At 68.4% G+C, this 17,819-nt stretch carries 16 protein-coding genes and 2 pseudogenes; 10 read left to right on the forward strand and 8 right to left on the reverse strand.

Annotated features, from left to right (window positions below; all coding sequences use genetic code 11):
- The first annotated feature begins 2 nt into the window (after nucleotides 1-2).
- Together guaD and MKK67_RS17490 are read left to right on the forward strand one after the other, a co-directional pair.
- Nucleotides 3-1,343, forward strand: a complete 1,341-nt coding sequence (guaD, locus tag MKK67_RS17485) for a guanine deaminase (protein ID WP_243966467.1) — start codon at nucleotides 3-5, stop codon at nucleotides 1,341-1,343.
- Between the two features lie 81 nt (nucleotides 1,344-1,424).
- Complete coding sequence (locus MKK67_RS17490) at nucleotides 1,425-1,667, forward strand: hypothetical protein (protein ID WP_243966468.1); 243 nt, start codon at nucleotides 1,425-1,427, stop codon at nucleotides 1,665-1,667.
- Nucleotides 1,668-1,819: 152 nt separating this feature from the next.
- Here MKK67_RS17490 and MKK67_RS17495 read toward each other — a convergent pair whose 3' ends face one another.
- Nucleotides 1,820-2,479, reverse strand: coding sequence for a GntR family transcriptional regulator (locus MKK67_RS17495; protein ID WP_243966469.1), 660 nt, complete (start codon nucleotides 2,477-2,479; stop codon nucleotides 1,820-1,822).
- A gap of 161 nt (nucleotides 2,480-2,640) precedes the next feature.
- Here MKK67_RS17495 and MKK67_RS17500 point away from each other — a divergent pair, with 161 nt between their 5' ends.
- Both MKK67_RS17500 and atzF read left to right on the forward strand, forming a co-directional pair.
- Entirely contained in the window at nucleotides 2,641-3,993 is a 1,353-nt protein-coding gene (locus MKK67_RS17500; protein ID WP_243966470.1) for a nucleobase:cation symporter-2 family protein, read from the forward strand.
- Nucleotides 3,994-4,073: 80 nt separating this feature from the next.
- Nucleotides 4,074-5,897: an allophanate hydrolase gene (gene atzF / locus MKK67_RS17505; RefSeq protein WP_243966471.1), complete on the forward strand. Its 1,824-nt coding sequence runs from the start codon at nucleotides 4,074-4,076 to the stop codon at nucleotides 5,895-5,897.
- Between the two features lie 561 nt (nucleotides 5,898-6,458).
- On the opposite strand, the gene MKK67_RS17510 is transcribed toward atzF, so the two are convergent.
- Nucleotides 6,459-6,857: a hypothetical protein gene (locus MKK67_RS17510; RefSeq protein WP_243966472.1), complete on the reverse strand. Its 399-nt coding sequence runs from the start codon at nucleotides 6,855-6,857 to the stop codon at nucleotides 6,459-6,461.
- Between the two features lie 397 nt (nucleotides 6,858-7,254).
- Nucleotides 7,255-7,542: pseudogene (locus tag MKK67_RS17515) on the reverse strand (DUF1236 domain-containing protein); the annotation flags it as partial.
- A 268-nt stretch (nucleotides 7,543-7,810) separates the two neighbouring features.
- Here MKK67_RS17515 and MKK67_RS17520 point away from each other — a divergent pair.
- The 6 genes from MKK67_RS17520 to MKK67_RS17545 are packed head-to-tail and all read left to right on the forward strand — an operon-like array spanning nucleotide 7,811 to nucleotide 13,684.
- On the forward strand, nucleotides 7,811-8,659 hold the full coding sequence (locus MKK67_RS17520; RefSeq protein WP_243966474.1) for a transporter substrate-binding domain-containing protein: 849 nt from the start codon (nucleotides 7,811-7,813) through the stop codon (nucleotides 8,657-8,659).
- A gap of 16 nt (nucleotides 8,660-8,675) precedes the next feature.
- A complete protein-coding gene (locus tag MKK67_RS17525) occupies nucleotides 8,676-9,419 on the forward strand; it encodes an amino acid ABC transporter permease (RefSeq protein WP_243966475.1) in 744 nt (247 codons plus the stop codon).
- A gap of 56 nt (nucleotides 9,420-9,475) precedes the next feature.
- Nucleotides 9,476-10,198, forward strand: coding sequence for an amino acid ABC transporter permease (locus MKK67_RS17530; RefSeq protein WP_243966509.1), 723 nt, complete (start codon nucleotides 9,476-9,478; stop codon nucleotides 10,196-10,198).
- Between the two features lie 17 nt (nucleotides 10,199-10,215).
- On the forward strand, nucleotides 10,216-11,010 hold the full coding sequence (locus MKK67_RS17535; protein ID WP_243966476.1) for an amino acid ABC transporter ATP-binding protein: 795 nt from the start codon (nucleotides 10,216-10,218) through the stop codon (nucleotides 11,008-11,010).
- Nucleotides 11,010-12,344 (forward strand): MmgE/PrpD family protein, encoded by a 1,335-nt coding sequence (locus MKK67_RS17540; protein ID WP_243966477.1) that lies wholly within the window; start codon nucleotides 11,010-11,012, stop codon nucleotides 12,342-12,344. The genes MKK67_RS17535 and MKK67_RS17540 overlap by 1 nt, the downstream gene beginning before the upstream one ends.
- 38 nt (nucleotides 12,345-12,382) lie before the next feature.
- Complete coding sequence (locus MKK67_RS17545; protein ID WP_243966478.1) at nucleotides 12,383-13,684, forward strand: LLM class flavin-dependent oxidoreductase; 1,302 nt, start codon at nucleotides 12,383-12,385, stop codon at nucleotides 13,682-13,684.
- A gap of 127 nt (nucleotides 13,685-13,811) precedes the next feature.
- Here MKK67_RS17545 and MKK67_RS17550 read toward each other — a convergent pair.
- The 5 genes and pseudogenes from MKK67_RS17550 to MKK67_RS17570 all read right to left on the reverse strand — a co-directional run bounded on the left by MKK67_RS17550 (nucleotide 13,812) and on the right by MKK67_RS17570 (nucleotide 17,817).
- Nucleotides 13,812-14,847 (reverse strand): annotated as a pseudogene (locus MKK67_RS17550) (biotin-dependent carboxyltransferase family protein).
- A complete protein-coding gene (locus tag MKK67_RS17555) occupies nucleotides 14,844-15,566 on the reverse strand; it encodes a 5-oxoprolinase subunit B family protein (RefSeq protein WP_243966479.1) in 723 nt (240 codons plus the stop codon). Before MKK67_RS17555 ends, MKK67_RS17550 begins: the two are co-directional and overlap by 4 nt.
- Entirely contained in the window at nucleotides 15,563-16,324 is a 762-nt protein-coding gene (locus MKK67_RS17560) for a 5-oxoprolinase subunit PxpA (protein WP_243966480.1), read from the reverse strand. The genes MKK67_RS17555 and MKK67_RS17560 overlap by 4 nt, the downstream gene beginning before the upstream one ends.
- A 52-nt stretch (nucleotides 16,325-16,376) precedes the next feature.
- A complete protein-coding gene (locus tag MKK67_RS17565; protein ID WP_409568412.1) occupies nucleotides 16,377-17,084 on the reverse strand; it encodes an ABC transporter ATP-binding protein in 708 nt (235 codons plus the stop codon).
- Nucleotides 17,074-17,817 carry an ABC transporter ATP-binding protein gene (locus tag MKK67_RS17570; protein WP_243966481.1) on the reverse strand — a complete coding sequence of 248 codons (744 nt, stop codon included), beginning with the start codon at nucleotides 17,815-17,817 and terminating at the stop codon, nucleotides 17,074-17,076. Before MKK67_RS17570 ends, MKK67_RS17565 begins: the two co-directional genes overlap by 11 nt.
- Between the last annotated feature and the right edge of the window lie 2 nt (nucleotides 17,818-17,819).

Raw genomic sequence — 17,819 nt, forward strand, 5'->3', positions numbered from 1 at the left:
CGATGAAGGCGATCCGCGGACAGGCCGTCAGCCTGCGGGGCAATCCGTTCCTGAGCGAGGACTGCCTCGAACACGTCGCCGACGCGCTCATCCTCATGGAGGACGGGCGCGTCACGGCCTTCGGCCCGTATGCGCAGCTCGCGGGCATGCTCCCCGCCGACGTCGAGGTCGTGGCGTACGAGAACGCCCTGATCCTGCCGGGGTTGATCGACACCCACGTTCATTACCCGCAGCTGCAGATGATCGCCTCCTACGGTGAGCAACTGCTCGCCTGGCTCGACAAGTACACCTTCCCGGCCGAGCTTCAGTTCGCCGACGACGCGCATGCGGAAGCGGTCGCCAAGCTGTTCTTCCGCGAGATCCTGGGCGCGGGCACCACCACAGCGGTGGTGTATTGCACGGTGCATCCCGGCTCGGTCGAGGCGTTCTTTGCCGAATCGGAGCGCTTCAATACGCGCATGGTCGCCGGCAAGGTGCTGATGGACCGCAACGCCCCAGCGGCTCTCCTCGATACGGCCCAGCGCGGCTACGACGAGAGCAAGGCGCTGATCGCGCGCTGGCACGGACGCGGTCGGCAGCATTACTGCGTCACGCCGCGCTTCGCACCCAGCTGCACCGAGGCGCAGCTCGATGCGGCCGGTGCGCTCCTGCGGGAGCACGACGCACTCTTCCTTCAGACGCACCTCTGCGAGAACACCGACGAGATCGCTTGGGTCAGGGAGCTGTTTCCGGAGCGGAAGAGCTACCTCGACGTCTACGCCCATGCCGGCCTCGTCGGTCCGCGCTCGGTCCTCGGCCACGCGATCCACGTGAGCGAGGCCGATTTCTGCACCTGCCATTCCAGCGGAGCGGCGCTCGCCCATTGCCCGACCTCGAACGGCTTCCTGGGCAGCGGCCTGTTCCGGCTGTTCGACGCCCTCGATCCGAAGCGCCCCGTGCGGGTCGGCCTCGGCACCGATGTCGGCGCGGGCACCACGCTCTCGCTGCTCAAGACCCTCGGGGAAGCCTACAAGGTCGCGGCCCTGCGGGGCACCAAGCTCGATGCGGTCCGGGCGTTCTGGCTTGCCACCCTGGGCGGTGCCGAAGCCCTCCGCCTCGACGACCGGATCGGGCGGATCGCGCCGGGCCATGACGCCGACCTCTGCGTGCTCGACCTCGCGGCCACGCCGCTTCTCGGCTTCCGCACAGGCACCTGCAGCGGCATCGAGGAACTCCTGTTCGTGCTGATGACGCTGGGGGACCACCGCACGGTCCGCGCCACCTGGGTGGCGGGGGAATGCGTCTACGACAATCGCCGCCCGGGCGACCCGCTGCGCTATCCCGCGCAAGACGCCATGGCCTGAACGGGCGACCGTGCGCCGCCGGTGAGTATTCGTCCTGGCGCGGCGCTTGCTTAAGCTTAGCTGTCGTTCATAGGGAAGATCATGCGCCGGTTGTATCTCGGGCTCGCCCTTCTCATTGCCCTTCCAGGTGCCGCAGCCGCGCAAAGCTACACCGCGCCCGCGCCGACCGACGTGCCGTCCTCCGGCACCCGGGAGCTGAACAAGGCTGATCGCAAGACCGTCTGCACGCAGGAGGCGGACCGGCGCAACATGCGCGGCCTGCCGCGCCAGCAATACCGCGCCGCCTGTCGCGGCCGCGCGATACCGAAGCGCGTTAAGTCCTGACTTGGTAGTTCCCTGGGCGGCGTACCGTGCCGCGGTCGGACGGGAACGTTTCTCAGGCCGGCGCGCGTGTCGCGAGAGCGATGAGCGCCATCATCTCCGCAGCCTCGCTTGAGCAGACGCGTCTGTGATGCAGGCAGGTCCGCTCGATCGTATCAAGCGGCACGCGTCGCGTTGAGACCGATGAACGTATCTTCCACCAAGCTGACATGGTTCAGCATAGCCGCATGCGCCGTCGCGGCATCGCCCGACACGATCGCCTGCATGATGCGGTCGTGCTCGGCCAGCGAGCGCGGCAAGCGTCCGGGACTCCGGAACTGGGCCCGACGATAGGGGCCGAGGCGCCGGCGCAGGCCAACGGCGATATCCGCCAGGATGCCATTGTGGCTGCCTGCGTAAATCAGACCGTGGAAGGTCAGGTTCGCCTCGATGAACCCGGCGACATCGTCGCTCTCGACGAGCGCGCCCATGCGCTCGTGCTGGTTCTGAAGGCGCCTGCGTTCGATCGGCGTCATGCTCATCGCCGATAGCCGGGCGCAGGTCGCCTCCAGCTCGCCCATCGCGACGAACATGATCTCCAGTTGCGCGGGCGTGATCTCGGCAACGACAGCGCTCCGCCGCGGTCTCAGTTCGACCAGACCCGTGGCGGCCAGGGAGCGGATCGCCTCGCGGACCGGTGTACGCGAGACCGCGTATTGCTCCGCCAGCCGATGCTCGTCGAGGCGCGTTCCCGGCGTCAACACCCCGGAGAGGATCGCGTCGCCGATCTCGGCTGCCAGCTTGTCCGTCTGCGTCTGTTTGTTCGACGACGTCATCGAGCGGTCTCGTTCACGATAGGGATGATCATCGATCCAGCAACTGCCCAACGCAAGTCCTGTATGCAGTCATGATTTGTGCAATGCCGCACAACATTTTGGCATGCAGAACGTAGAAACTGCATGCAATATTGCCGGGTCGCATGCCGTTGGAGAAGGCCATGGCCGAGCCCGTGCACCCTGTCGATGAAGTCCTGCCCGCACCGCGTCTCTTCGCGCTCGGCCTGCAGCACGTCCTGGTCATGTACGCCAACGCCGTGGCCGTGCCGCTCATCCTCGGCGCGGCCCTCAAGCTGCCCAAGGATCAGATCGCCATGCTGATCAACGCGGACCTGTTCGCCTGCGGGATCGCGACGCTGGTGCAGACGATCGGCTTCGGGCCGTTCGGCATTCGCCTGCCGGTCATCATGGGCGTGACCGCCGTCTCGATCTCGCCGATGCTCGCGATGGCCGCCATGCCCGGTGTCGGGCTCAATGGCATCTACGGCGCCGTGATCGTCGGCGGATTGTTCGGGCTGTGCGTCGCGCCGTTCGTCAAATACGTGCTGCGCTTCTTCCCGGCCGTGGTCACGGGCACGATCATCACGATGATCGGCGTCGTGCTCATGCGGGTCGGCGTGAACTGGGCCGGTGGCGGGGCTGCGGCGGCCGATTTCGGCGCTGGCGGGTACCTCGCGGTGGCGGGGCTCGTCCTGGCCGTGATCCTCCTGATCATCCGCTTCGGGACCGGCTTCCTGGCCAATATGGCCGTCCTGCTCGGCGTGACCGCCGGCTACCTCGTCACCATCGCGCTCGGCTGGACCGACTTCTCCGGCATCCAGGACGAGCCTTGGCTGCGCATCGTGCTGCCGCTCCAGTTCGGTTTCCCGACCTTCTACCTGATCCCGTGCCTGACGATGTGCCTGGTGATGACGATCGTGTTCATCGAGGCCACGGGCATGTTCCTGGCACTCGGGGCGATGACCGGCCGTACGGTCGGTCCAGAAGACATCAAGCGCGGCCTGCGCGCGGACGCACTCGGCACGCTGATCGGCGGCCTCTTCAATACCTTCCCCTACGTGTCCTACTCGCAGAACATCGGGCTGGTCGGCGTGACGAACGTCTACAGCCGCTGGGTCTGCGCGGCCGGCGGCGTGATCATGCTGGCTCTGGGCCTCGTGCCCAAGCTCGCCTTCATCGTCGCCTCGGTGCCTCAATGTGTGCTCGGCGGGGCCGGCTTCATCATGTTCGGCATGGTCGCCGCCACAGGCATCAAGATCCTGAAGAGCGTCGACTACGCCAAGGCGCCGCACAATACGATCGTCGTAGCGATCGCGATCGGTTTCGGCCTGATCCCGATCGTCTCGCCGAACTTCTTCCGGATCTTTCCTGCGGAATTGAAGCCGATCTTCGGCGACGGCATCATCCTGACCTCGATCGCGGCCGTGCTCCTGAACGCCTACTTCAACCGTACCACCGAGGACGAGGTGAACGAGGACGCCGTGCTCGCGGCGCAGGGCGCCGGTCACATCTGAACGGGCACCACCCCGAGCGTCTTCGGGGCGGAATGCCGTCGCGGACACGCCTGCAGGCCATCCGTCGCTGGAGAGCGCACATGCCGGTTCCTTCCTTCCCGACCCTGCCTGCACTTCATGCCGCCTACGCCGAGGGTCTCGCGCCCGAGACCGTGATCGCCGAGACCTACCGGCGGATCGCGGAGGTCGACGATCCCGGTCTGTTCCTCGCGCTCGTGCCGGAGGCCCAGGCCCGGGCGGCCGCGCGGGCGCTCGGGGCCTTCGACCCGGTGGCAAAGCCGCTCTGGGGCGTGCCCTTCGCCGTCAAGGACAATATCGATGTCGCCGGGTTTGCGACGACCGCCGCCTGCCCTGCTTTTGCCTACCTGCCGGCGGCGACCGCACCGGCGATCGCGCGGCTGATCGCAGCCGGGGCCATCCTGATCGGCAAGAACAACCTCGACCAGTTCGCGACCGGCCTCGTGGGTATTCGGACCCCCTACGCCGTCCCGAGGAACGCCTTCGACCCGACCATGGTCCCGGGAGGCTCCTCATCGGGCTCGGCCGTCTCGGTCGCGCATGGCCTGGTCACGTTCGCGATCGGCACCGACACGGCGGGATCCGGCCGCGTGCCAGCCGGTCTCAACAACGTCGTGGGCCTGAAGCCGTCCCTCGGCAGCATCTCGACGCGCGGCATGGTGCCGGCCTGCCGCACCCTCGACACCATGTCCGTGTTTGCCGGGACCGTCGGGGATGCCGATGCGGTCTACCGGGTGATGCTCGGCTACGATCCCGACGACCCGTTCTCCCGCGCCTTGCCGGTCCCGCCGCGGCCTGGCGCGTGCCCGCCTGGGCTGCGCGTGGGCGTACCGGATGGAGCGAGCCGGCACTTCGGCGGCGACGCCCTGTCGGAGGCGGCCTTCGAGGCCGCGCTGACCGATCTCAGGACCGTGATGGGCGGTGAGCCGGTGCCGATCGACCTGGCGCCGTTCATGGCTGTCGCGGACCTCCTCTATGCGGGCCCCTGGGTCGCCGAGCGCTACCAGGCGATCCGCACCTTCATCGAGGATCAGCCCGAGGCACTGCATCCGACGACGCGCGCGATCATCGCGTCGGCGACGACACGCTCGGCAGCCGACGCCTTCGCGGGGCTCTATCGCTTGGCAGAGCTGCGCCGCGCGGCCGAGCGAGTCTGGACGCGGATCGACGTGCTGATCGTACCGACCTACCCGCGGCCCCGCACGATCGCCGATCTGACCGCCGACCCGATCGGCCCGAACAGCGAGCTGGGCACCTACACCAATTTTGTGAACTTGCTGGATCTCTGTGCTCTCGCGGTGCCGGGGCGCTTCCGCAGCGATGGGTTCCCCTCGGGCGTGACGCTGATCGCTCCGCGTGGCGCAGACGGTCTGATCGCCGACCTCGGCGCACGGCTGCACGCGGCGGCGGACCTGAGGCTCGGCGTCGGCACCATGCCCGTTTCCCCTCAGACAGCAGGGCAGACGAATGTCGCGCGTGCCCAAAATGACGAGATCGAGATCGCCGTGGTCGGAGCGCATATGTCCGGGCTGCCGTTGAACGGCGAGCTCGTCGGGCTCGGCGGGCGCTTCCTGCGCGCGGTCAGGACGCGGGCGGAGTATCGGCTCCACGCACTTCCGGGCGGTCCGCCGGCGCGGCCGGGCTTGGTTCGAGTCGCGCCCGATATCGGCGCCTCGATCGAGACGGAGGTCTGGGCGCTTTCGACCGCCGGGTTCGGTGCCTTCGTGGCGGCCATCCCGATCCCGCTCACGATAGGAACCCTGCGGCTCTCGGATGGAACGACCCTAAAGGGGTTTCTGGCCGAGGCAGAGAGTGTAGCCGCGGCACAAGACATCACGGAGTATGGTGGATGGCGTCGCTATTTGGAGGCTCAACAGGCGGTGTGACGACAGCCTGCACGAGGCGATGATCTTGCTCTTGGACTATACTCTGTCGGCGAATGAGGTGCCATTCCGGATCGTTATCGACGACCAGAAAACAGGGGTTGCACAGCGGCTTGTGCACGAGCGCCGCTACGAAAAGTCTATACATCCGATCCAAGCTCTACAGATGCTCCTGACAGAACCGCGGTAGCATACTCCATAAGCGCACTTTATGCGAACGATCCGTCCGAGGATCGCAATCCGACCGCGGCGCTGCGTCCGGAAGCGGACGTTCCGTCTCCGACCCTTCCCGGTCGTACAGTCTATTTGAGCACGATCCTGAAACCGGCCATCCGAGCCGCCCACACGATTCCCGTTTCTTCATGTCCAGCAGGCAATGTCCGGCAGGCAATTTCGGGAAAACTCAATCAGGAACATGTTTTGGGAAAGCGGCTCCTTCGGCGGCACCGACACCACCGTCACGCCCCGGTTTGCCCGTTCGACCTTAGTTTGTTGAAAAAGGTGATTTCGCCACTGGCAGCCCCGTGCAATGCCCTGGCACCCCCACTTTTCATAAAGATCGTTTTACGGGAGCCGTGCCTTTTTGATGAGAACTACCGTTTCGTTTTCAATCATCCCGAGTGTTAGCGGGTCACGGTCATAAGCATTGTCTGTCAAGGCACGTGCGATTCCCAGTGTTTCCTGAACGGAGACCATCATACGCATTTCCGAGACGTCATCGAACGCGCGGTGCTGCCTGACCGCGGTCAGAAACCAATCGACGTTCCTGACATGCTCGGAGCCATATCCGTCCGACTGGTGAACGGACATGGTGGTTCGCCGCAGACGCTCGTTCATTGTGTGCCGGGCGAACAACGCATGGTTCATGACGGCCACCTTATCGACATCGGGGGTAGCCAACGCCTCGGCAATTGTTTGGCGACTCTCCTCTAGCATTACAATTGCATTCTTTGGCTTTCTCATCGGCGGCTCGTTTTTGTCGGGCTTTAGGCTAGGCCCCTGTCACCATGCTGCGCTCTACAATGCTCGCCGTTACCATCATGGTTGGGCCGGCCGTCGCCGAACCGTCCCGGCCCGTTCTTGGGGCCAACGCGGCTCCCCTCATAGATCCTGCCACGCGCAAGGTGAACGCGACCGCCATCTGGCGCAGGGATGGAGCGAGCAAGGCTCGGGACGTCGCCTGGGACGCGAAGATCCTATCGAACGATGTGCGGTTTCTGGCGCGACTGCTGAACCAAGTGGATGAATGTGCGATTGGGAAGCCAAACGCCTCACTGACGGTCGCTAACAACGACAGCAGCGCGCCCGCGTTTGCGGGTCGCATCCAGGCTGCGCCGAAGTCGAAGCATCCAGAACCAGCCTACTCGATCACCTCGACGATGCGGCGCGTCTGCGGTTCGACGAGCACGGGATGATCGTTGACGATGGTGTAGTTGTAGTTTGGCAATGCGAATTCGGGTGGCACGTCGTAGTAGACGACGCCGTCTTCTGGCAGCACCATTCCGACCCGCACCAGTCCCGCGTAGGCGAACGATGGACGTCGCTCGCCGATCACGTAGATGCGGAAGCGCTCGCGCCGGTCGATGCCGAGCATGCTGTTGGCGGTACCGACGGCCGCGCCGATCGCCCCGCCGACTACTGCGCCGAGACGATCACGCAACAGTCATAGCACCGTCGCGACCAGCACCAGCGCACGGTCGCCCCAGTCCAGCCTAGCGCATCCCAGGTGGCCCAGGTGCCTGGCCCGGCGGTGCACGCCTATAGCGGACCGACGCTCTGCCTATTTGTACAGCCGGTGGCGATAGCAAATTCTTTTTTGGTTCGGGCGCACTCGGTGTCGCGAAGCGTTCCGGCTTTCCGCGCGTCCTTGTCCCCACTATGGATGGACCCGCCTCGCGCATCACACCGGAGCCGTCATGGCGCGCACCTTATCGTTCAGATCCTGTCTTAACGTCGTCGCGCTGGCATCCCTCGGCTTGGTCACCGGCCGGGCGGCACAGGCGGACGCGACACTCGACCGGATCAAGGGTCGGCAGAAGCTCACGGTCGGCATTATCCTCTCCGGCGCCCCGTTCGGCTACATCGACCCGCAGAGCCGCGCCGAGAAGGGTTTCAACATCGATCTGGCACGAGCGCTGGCCGAGAAGCTCGGCGTCAAGGTCGAACTCGTGACGGTCACGCCGCCGAACCGCGTGCAGTTCCTGCAGCAGGGCAAGGTCGATATCCTGATCGCCAACATGCAGTTCACCGAGGATCGCGCGAAGATCCTGGATCACGTGCAGACCCCATACGACCGGGCCGGCGGTGCCGCGCTCGGCCGCAAGGACAGCGGGATCAAGGACTGGACGGACCTTAAGGGCAAGCCGGTCTGCATCTCGCAGGGATCCAACTACGCGCAGCCTCTAGCCGACACCTACGGCGCCGCGGTGAAGGGCATCCCGAGCCAGCCGGAATCGATGCTGGCGCTCCAGGGCGGCAATTGTGTCGTCGCCGTCCACGTCGCCCCGACGATCAAGCTGCTGCTCGCCGACCGCCCGAGCGATTGGAAGGATTACGCCATCGTCATCCCGACCGAGCTGGAGTCGGCCGACTCGGTGATCTGGCTGCGCAAGGGCGAGCGCGACACCGGCGCGGCCCTCGACACGGCGGTGCGAGAGCTGCACGCGTCGGGGGCGATGCTGGAAATGGCCAAGGCGAACCGCCTGGTCGATCCGACCTTCCTGGAGGAGGCGCGGCGCACATACGCCGCGCCCGCCAAGCCGTGACCGCCTCGCTGCCGGCATGATCGACCAAGCCGTCCGGACCTTCGTCGCCCTCGCGGGTGAGGTCGGCCTGCATTACGATTTCCTCCTGAGCGCGTCCGAGGTCCGGCACTGGATCGCCGGCATGGGCACGACGCTCCTGCTCGTGCTCCTGGCGATCCCGCTGAGCCTCGCCGCCGGCGTGGCCTTCGCTGCAGCCCTGACCTCGGGTCGACCCTGGCTCGCCGGCCCGGTGCGGGCCTATGTCGAGCTGACCCGCAACACCCCGACCCTCGTCCAGCTCATGTTCGCATTCTTTGCGCTCAACATGCTGCTGTCGAAGGCGCTCGGCGGCGCGGCGAACAACCCGTTCACGCCGTTCTTCTGGGTGGTGGCGGTGACCGGGCTCCACATCGCCGCCTTCCACGCGGAGGCTTTGCGCGGCGGGATCGAGGCCGTGCCCACGGCGATGGTCGAGACCGCCCATGCCACCGGCTTCTCCGCCTTCGAGATCCTGCGCTACGTGACGCTCCCGCTCGCCCTGCGCACGGCCATGCCGGCCATCGTGAACAACCTGGTCAACCTCGTGAAGCTGACCACCATCGGGTCGGCGATCGCGGTCGGCGAGGTGACCTACGCGTCGATCATGATCTGGACGCAGCGCGACAACGTCCTCGAGCTGATGATCGTGATCCTGCTGTTCTTCGGGCTGATCAACACGGTGCTGTCGCAGATCGGCCGCTACGTGGAGCGCCGGCTGGCGGTTCCGGGATACGGCGTTTGAGCACCGCGGCGCTCTCCGCGCGCGGCCGCGCCGCCCTCGGCCCGGCCTGGGCCTGGCTGGCGCTCGCCGCAGCCGGCTGGCTCCTGTGGTTCATGCTTGACGCGCGGCTTGCCCGCGATCTGCTCGACTGGTTGCCCTACCTCGCCTCGGGCTTTGCCATGAACATCCTGATCAGCGTGCTCGCCATGAGTGCTGGCACGCTCGCGGGCGTTACGCTGGGGACGATGGAGCTATCCACCTCGCGGCTCGTGCGCGGGCCGGCTGTGGCCTACGTCCAGGTCTTCCGCAACGCGCCGCATCTCGTGCTGATCTTCGCCACCACCTACATCTTCCCGTTCGAGATCGTTGTGGCCGGCAACTACCTGCCCTTTCCCGATTGGCTGAAGGCGGTGCTCGGGCTCGCGATCCCGGCGAGCGCCTATGTGGCCGAGATCGTCCGCGGGGCGATCCAGTCGGTCCCGACCACGCAATGGGACGCCGCCAAGGGCGTCGGCATGTCCCGCGGCCAGACCCTGCGCTGGATCATCCTGCCCCAGTGCCTGCGCCGCGCGCTGCCGCCCTGGATGAATCTCTACGCCTCGATCACCATGAGCACGGCGCTGGCCTCCCTGGTCGGGGTCCACGAGCTCCTGCACGCCGCCACCGATGCGAGCACTGCGGTGCGCCGCGACGACTTCACCATCGCGATCTACCTGACAGTGCTCGCGGCCTTCTTCCTCTTCTGCTTCCCGATCTCGCGCCTGACGCGGCGTCTCGAACGCCGCTTCGCCCCGCGCTGAAAGCTGAACGCCGCCCCATGGCACAGGACCACATCCCTCGGCCGATCCTCGTCGAACTCCAGGACGTCCACCTGTCCTTCGGGGCAGCCGAGGTGCTCAAGGGCATCGATCTGACGGTGGCGAAGGGGGATGCCGTCTCGATCATCGGTCCGTCCGGATCGGGCAAGTCCACGATCCTGCGCTGCATCAACGGCCTCGCCCAGCCGAAGGCGGGGCGGATCACGGTGGCCGGCACGCGGGTCGACACCCTGCGCACCGAGGCCGAACGGATCGCCCTGCGCAAGCGTATCGGCATCGTGTTCCAGCAATACAACCTGTTCCCGCACCTCACGGTGCTGGAGAACATCACGATCGCGCCGACCCGCATCCTCAAGGTGCCGCGGGCCGAGGCCGAAGCCCTGGCGCGCGACCTGCTCGCCCGGGTCCGCCTCGCCGACAAGGTCTCGGCCTATCCGGGCGAATTGTCCGGCGGCCAGCAGCAGCGCGTCGCCATAGCCCGGGCGCTGGCCATGCGGCCGGAACTGGTCCTGTTCGACGAGGTCACGTCCGCTCTGGATCCCGAGATGGTCGGCGAGGTACTCGCCGTCATCCGCGAGCTCGTCCGCGATGGGCTGACCAGCATTCTCGTCACCCACGAGATGCGCTTCGCCGAGGAGATCAGCGACACGATCGCATTCACCGAGAACGGCCGGATCGTCGCCCAGGCACCGCCCGCGGAGCTGTTCTACCGGTCTGGCAATCCGCGCATCCGCCAGTTCATCGGCGGCTTCCAGGGCTATCGGGACGCCGTGCAGGACCGGGAGGGAATCTGATGGCGAACCCGCGCACCGCCGCCCTCGCCGAGGCGATCGTCGCGTCTCGCCCGGAGACGGACCCCGCCGCCATGCGTGCGGCGCGGATCGCCCTCGTGGATTTTCTGGCCTGCGCGCTGGCGGGCAGCACCGACCCGTCGCTCGCGACGCTGCGCGGCGTGTTCGGCGATGCGCCCGGCCGCGCCCTGGTGATCGGCGCTGCGCAGCCGGCCGACCCGTTCCTAGCCGCCCTCCTCAACGGCCATGCCGGCCACGTGCTCGATTACGACGACGTGCATGCCAGCGTGCGCGGACACCCGACCACGGTGATCGTCCCGGCCCTGCTGGCCGCTCTCGATCCGGACGCGCTCCCCACCGCGGACGCGTTCCTGGCCGCCTACCTGGTCGGGCTGGAGACCATGGCGCATCTCGGACGCGCGATCGGCGCTGCCCATTACGAGCGCGGCTTCCACGCCACCGCCACCCTCGGACCCCTGGGGGCCGCGGCGGCGATCGCGCATCTGCGCAGCTTCAGCGTCGGGACGACCGCGATCGCCCTGGGGCTCGGCGCGACGCAGGCGGCGGGCTTACGGCTGCAATTCGGATCCGACGCGAAGCCGCTCCACGCCGGGTTTGCCGCCCGCAACGGCTTGGCGGCGGCGCGCCTGGCCGAAGCCGGCCTGTCCGGCGCGGACGACTGTCTCGACGGCGCGAACGGGTTCCTGCAGGCCTACGGCTTCGGCGAAGAGGCGCCCGAGCGCGTGCTCGAAGGTTGGGGCGCCCCCTGGCAGATCGTCAGGCCCGGCCTGACCCTGAAGGCGTTCCCTTGCTGCACAGCGGCCCACCCCGTGGCGGTGGCCGGCCTCGCCCTCCACCGCGAGGGCATCCGCGACCTGACGCGGGCGACGATCACCTTCCCACCGGGGGGCGACGCCGCCCTGGTGGTCCGGACACCGCGCACCGGCATCGAGGCCCGGTTCAGCCCGGAATACATCCTGGCCGCCGCCCTCGTGGACGGGGCGGTCCGGATCGACCATTTCGACGCGCGTCCGGTCCGCCCCGACCTCGCGGCCCTCGCGGCACGGGTCGAGCGCCAGACCGATCAGGCCACCCGCCGCCTCTCGTCGGATCCGAACACGCGCTTCGTCGTGGTGGAGATGACGGACGCCCAGGGCCAGACGCACCGCCGGCGCATCGACGGCCTGCCGGGGCTCACAGATCCCGACGACAAGTTCCGGGACGCGACCGCCGGATCCGAGGCGTTGCGTCCGGTGCCCGACCTCGTGCGCACCATGCACGACGTCAACGATCTCGGCCGCCTCCTCGGCCTTCTCGCGCAACCGCGGCAGCCGTGAGCCCCGGTCGCCCCCGAACACCGTCCGTGAGCCTGCCCATGACGACGACCCCACGACAGATGCATCTCGGCTTGTTCCTGCAGGGAGCCGGCCATCACGTCTCGGGCTGGCGCCACCCGCGCGCCGAGGCCGGCAGCGAGAATTTCGATCTCCTGCGCCGGGTGACGCAGATGGCCGAGGACGCCAAATTCGACATGGTTTTCCTGGCGGACGGCCTGACCAGCGCCGTGGACGCCCACCCTTCGATGATCGCCCGCTTCGAGCCGCTGACGCTGCTGAGCGCGCTGTCCATGGTGACGAGCCGCATCGGCCTCGCTGCGACCTCCTCGACAACCTACGGCGATCCCTACCACACCGCCCGCGCCTTCGCGTCGCTCGACCATTTGAGCGGCGGACGCGCGGCGTGGAACGTCGTCACCACCTCGTACGCACGCACGGCCAACAACTTCTCCAAGGAGCATCCGGCGCATGACGAGCGCTACGCCGTCGCCGAGGAATTCGTCGACGTAGTCTGCGGCCTCTGGGACAGCTGGGACGACGACGCCTTCGTGAAGGACAAGACGCGCGGCGTCTACGCCGACCCCGCGAAGGTGCGGGTGCTCGACCATGTCGGCCGCTACTTCCGCGCCAAGGGCCCGCTCAACATCCCGCGCTCGCCGCAGGGCCACCCAATCTTGATCCAGGCCGGCTCGTCCGGGCCGGGCCAAGATCTCGCCGCCCGCCGAGCCGACGTGGTGTTCACCGCGCAGCAGACCATCGAGGAGGCGCAGACATTCTACGCGAGCCTTCGGCAGCGCGTCGCCGGCTTTGGCCGCGATCCGTCCACGGTGGCGGTCATGCCGGGCCTCCTGCCGGTCATCGGCCGGACGCTGGAAGAGGCGAGCGCCAAGCTGATCGAGCTGGACCAATGGACCGATATCGCCAGCGCGATGCCGCTTCTCGAGGAACGGCTCGGCCACTCGCTGGCACGCTACGATCTCGACGGCCAGCTCCCGGACCTACCGATCTCGGATCAGCTGCGCAGCCGGGCCGAACTCCTCACCGAGCTGGCCCGCCGGGAAAAACTCACGATCCGGCAGCTCGCCCTCCGGGTGGCGGCCGGACGCGGACACCACATGATCGTCGGCACGGCCACCGACGTCGCCAACCGGATGCAGGCCTGGTTCGAGGGCGGTGCGGCGGACGGCTTCAACGTGATGCCGCCCTTCTTCCCGGACGGACTTAGCGACTTCGTGCGTGAGGTGGTGCCGCTGCTTCAGGAACGTGGCTTGTTCCGGACGAATTACGAAGGCTCGACCCTGCGAGCGCACCTCGGCTTGTCTAAGCCGGAGCCGAGGTAGCAGGTGGCTTACGTGGGAACGTGTTCCTAGTCCATGCGCTGGCTTCATCCGAAGTGCCCGGCATGGCAGCCTGATCTCGCTTCGGAACACGGCGGCGGCACACGAGTAAAACCGGACTGAGACACGCCTATCGATGATCGTATCCCCAACCCCGCCCGTCGGTGACGCCGTCGACGAGGTTGAGGCTGAGCAGGAAGTCGGACGAGAAATCGGTCCGCACCACCGGCTCGCGCGGGACCGGGCCATGCAGGAATTCCACCTCGGCGCGCCGGGCCGCGACCGCATCAGCGACCGATACCGCCCGGAAGGCGATCCGCGTGCCGCCACGGACCTGGGCCAGACGCCCGAGATCGGGGCCGATCACCGTGGCGATCTTCGGATAGCCGCCGGTGGATTGCCGGTCCGCCATCAGGATGATCGGCAGGCCGTTGCCGGGCACCTGGATCGCGCCCATCGCGACGCCGTCGGAGACGATGTCGTGGCCCTTGCCGTGCTTGAGCGGTGTGCCGTCCAGAAAGCAGGCCATGCGGTCGCCGCGGGGCGAGACGGTCCAGGGACCGGCGAGGAAAGCGGCGATCTGGTCGGAAGCGAAGTAGTCATCCTGGGGGCCGAGCCCGACCCGGATTGTTTTGGGGATTCCGGTCGAGCCAGGGGACGATCAGGCGATGTGGCGAGACCTCGCCGTCCCGGGGCTCGGCCACCGGGAGGCGGTCGCCGGCAGCCAGCCCCCGCCCATCCAGGCCGCCGACGCCGGAGCGGGTGTGAGTCGCCAGTGAGCCCAGCACCGGGGCGAGGTCGAGCCGACCCTGGACGGCGAGGTAGCCCCAGGACCCGATGTCTCCGGCGCGCACGACCAGGCTCCGGCCCGGCTCCAGCGTGAGCACGACGGCGGGCGGCAGCGGCTCACCGTCGAGGGCGATGCGGAACCCCGTGGAGGCGAGCGCCAGCCCGAGGGGGCCGCCCTCGACCGCGACCGTGACCCCGCCGGTGGAGATCTCGATCGCCGCCGCGTCGAGGGGGGCGCCAGCTGCCCGGTTGGCGGTGGCGTGCATCAGCGGGTCCATCGGCCCTGCGGCGGTGAAGCCGTAGCGCAGGTAGCCGTGCCGGCCGCCATCCTGCAGGGTGATGGCAGGGCCGGCGGCCTCGATGACGAGGGCGCTCATGCGCCGCTCCCCTTCCGGGCCACACGCTCGCCCGCCGCCTCGCGGGCTGTGAGTGCGTCGAAGGTCGCCGCGTCAACCGGCTCGAACCGGATCGCGTCGCCGGCCGCCACGAAGAAGCTCTCCGCGCGTTCGGGGACGTAGAGCCGGGATGGCGTAGCGCCGACCACGTACCAGCCGGTGGGCATCGGCACGGTGGCGACCGCGGCGAGGCCGCCGCCGACCACCACGGCGTTGCGTGGGTGCGGCGGGCGCGGACTCGCGCGCCGCGGCGTCGCGAGGTCCTTCGGAAGACCGCCGAGATAGGCGAAGCCCGGAGCGAAGCCGTACATGTAGACCCGGTAGGTCGCCCCGGCATGGAGCGCGACCACCGCCTCGGGCGACAGCCCGGCACGCCCTGCGAGTTCGGCGACGTCCTCCCCATGCGGGGCGTCGTAGCAGCAGGGCAGCGTCCATAGGGTGGCCGCTCCTGCGCGCTCCGCCGCGTTCCCGGCCAGCCGCAGCACGTGGTCGGCGAGCCGCGCGCGGTCGAGAACGAGAGGGTCGTAGTGCAGCATCAGGGAGCGGTAGGTCGGCACCCGCTCGCGCAGACCCTGTGGCGGATGGGCGCCGAGCGCCTCGTCGAGCGCCAGCACCCGGTCGCTTAGCGCTGGATCGACCGTGGTGCCGAACTCCACGACCAGGGCCGCCTCGCCCGCGTCGAGGAGGCGGGGGGCGCTCATGGCCGGAACGGGGCGAGCGTCACGCCGCCGCCCTCCAGAACGGCGCGGACGGCACGCGCAGTGGCCACCGCGTGGGCGGTGTCCCCGTGGACGCAGATCGAGCGGATCGGGGTCGGCAATTCCCGGCCCGACGCGGTCAGGATGATGCCCCCCTGAACCATGCGCAGCACCCGGTCGGCCGCCAAGTCCGGGTCCGTGACGAAGGCGCCGGGCTGGCTGCGCGGGATCAGCAGCCCATCCTCGGTGTAGCCGCGGTCGGCGAAGATCTCCTGGTGGACCTCGAGCCCCGCGGCATCCCCCGCCGCCACCTGCGCGCTCAGCGCGATGGCGAGCAGGGCGAGGTTCGGATCGACGGCCTTGACCGCGCGCGCGACCGCGTCGGCCACCGAACGCTCCTCCGCCGCGACGTTGCCGAGCGCCCCATGCGTCTTGACGTAGGTGAGCCGGTGCCCGGCATAGGCCGCCAGTGCCTGGGCGGCGCCGACCTGATAGGCCACCAGCCGCTCAATCTCGCCCGGGCTGAACGGGATGCGGCGGCGGCCGAAGCCCCACAGGTCGGGGAAGCCCGGATGAGCGCCCACCGCGACTCCCCTCTGCTTCGCCAGAGCGAAGGTGCGGGCCATGATCTCGGGATCGCCCGCGTGCAAGCCGCAGGCGACGTTGGCCGAGGTGACGACGTCGAGGATCGCCGCGTCGTCGCCGCAGGCATAGGCGCCGTAGCCCTCGCCGAGGTCGGAGTTGAGGTCCACGCTGGTCATCGAACGGGCTCCCGACTTACCGTGTGCCGGCGATGCCGGCAGTGGGACGCTATCAGATTCCGAGATAGGCCCGCCGCACCTCAGGATCGTCGCGCACCTGCGCTGCCGGCCCGGAGAGGATGACGCGCCCGGTCTGGAGGACGTAGGCGCGGTCGGCGATGGCGAGGCTCTCGGCGAGCCGCTGCTCGACCAGCAGAACGGTCACGCCGGCGTCGCGGATCGCCGTGACGGCGGCAAAGATCTCGTCGACGAGCTTGGGCATGATGCCCTGCGAGGGCTCGTCGAGCATCAGCAGCCGGGGGCGGGTCATCAGCGCCCGGCCGATGGCCAGCATCTGCTGCTCGCCGCCAGAGAGGGTCGCGGCTCGCTGCGACAGACGCTCCTTCAATCGGGGAAACAGCGCGAAGACCTGGGCCAGCGGGGCCTCACGATCGTCCTTGCCCCGGTGCAGGTAGCTGCCGAGGCGCAGGTTGTCGGCGACCGAGAGGCGCGGGAACAGCCGCTTGTTCTCGGGGACGTAGGCCACGCCACGGGCGGTGATGACGTGGCCGGGCAGGCCGTCGAGGCGGGCGCCGTCGAAGGTCACGGCGCCGTCCCGTGGGCGTTCCAGGCCGGCGATCGACTTAAGCAGGGTCGACTTGCCCGCCCCGTTGGCGCCCGCCACCACGACGATCTCACCTTCGGCGACGGCGAGCGACACGTCCTGGATCGCCAGCAGCCCCTGGTAGGCGGTGGAGAGACCCGCGACCTCAAGCAGCACGGTGACGCTCCCCAAGATAGGCGGTGATCACCGCGTCGTCCCGGACCACCTCGGCCGGAAGCCCCTGGGCCAGCACGCTGCCGAGGTGGAGCACCACCGCGCGGTCGACCAGCGGCATCACCACCTCCATCACGTGCTCGACCATGATCACGGTGACGCCGGCTTCCGCCACACGCCGGATCAGCCCCACGCCGGCCTTGGCCTCGGAGGGCGTGAGGCCGGTGAGCACCTCGTCGAGGAGGAGCAGGCTCGGGCCGGTGGCGAGCGCCCGCGCGACCTCGAGGCGGCGCTTCTCCGGGGGCGTCAGCTCCCCGGCCACCGCCTCGGTGCGGTGGGTGAGCTCGACCCGTTCCAGGGTCTCCAAAGCGGCACGGCGGGCGGCAGCGGCGGTCGGATGGCGGGCCAGCGCGCCGACGGTGACGTTCTCCAGCACGTTCATCGAGTCGAAGGAGCGCGGCACCTGGAAGGTGCGGGCAATTCCACGCCGGCAGCGCTCGGCCGGGGGCAGCCGGGTGATGTCGGCGCCCTCGAACAGGATTCGGCCGCGGTTCGGCCGGTAGACACCGGAGATCAGGTTGAACAGGGTCGACTTGCCGGCCCCGTTCGGGCCGATCAGCCCGAGGATCTCGCCGCGGGCCACGTCGAGGGTCACGTCGCGGTTGGCGACGAGGCCGCCGAAGGCCAGCGTCACGTCGTCGACGCGCAGGATCGGGCCGCTCGTATCCGCGCTCACCG

This window comes from Methylobacterium sp. J-072 (assembly GCF_022829425.1).
Taxonomy (GTDB): Bacteria; Pseudomonadota; Alphaproteobacteria; order Rhizobiales; family Beijerinckiaceae; genus Methylobacterium.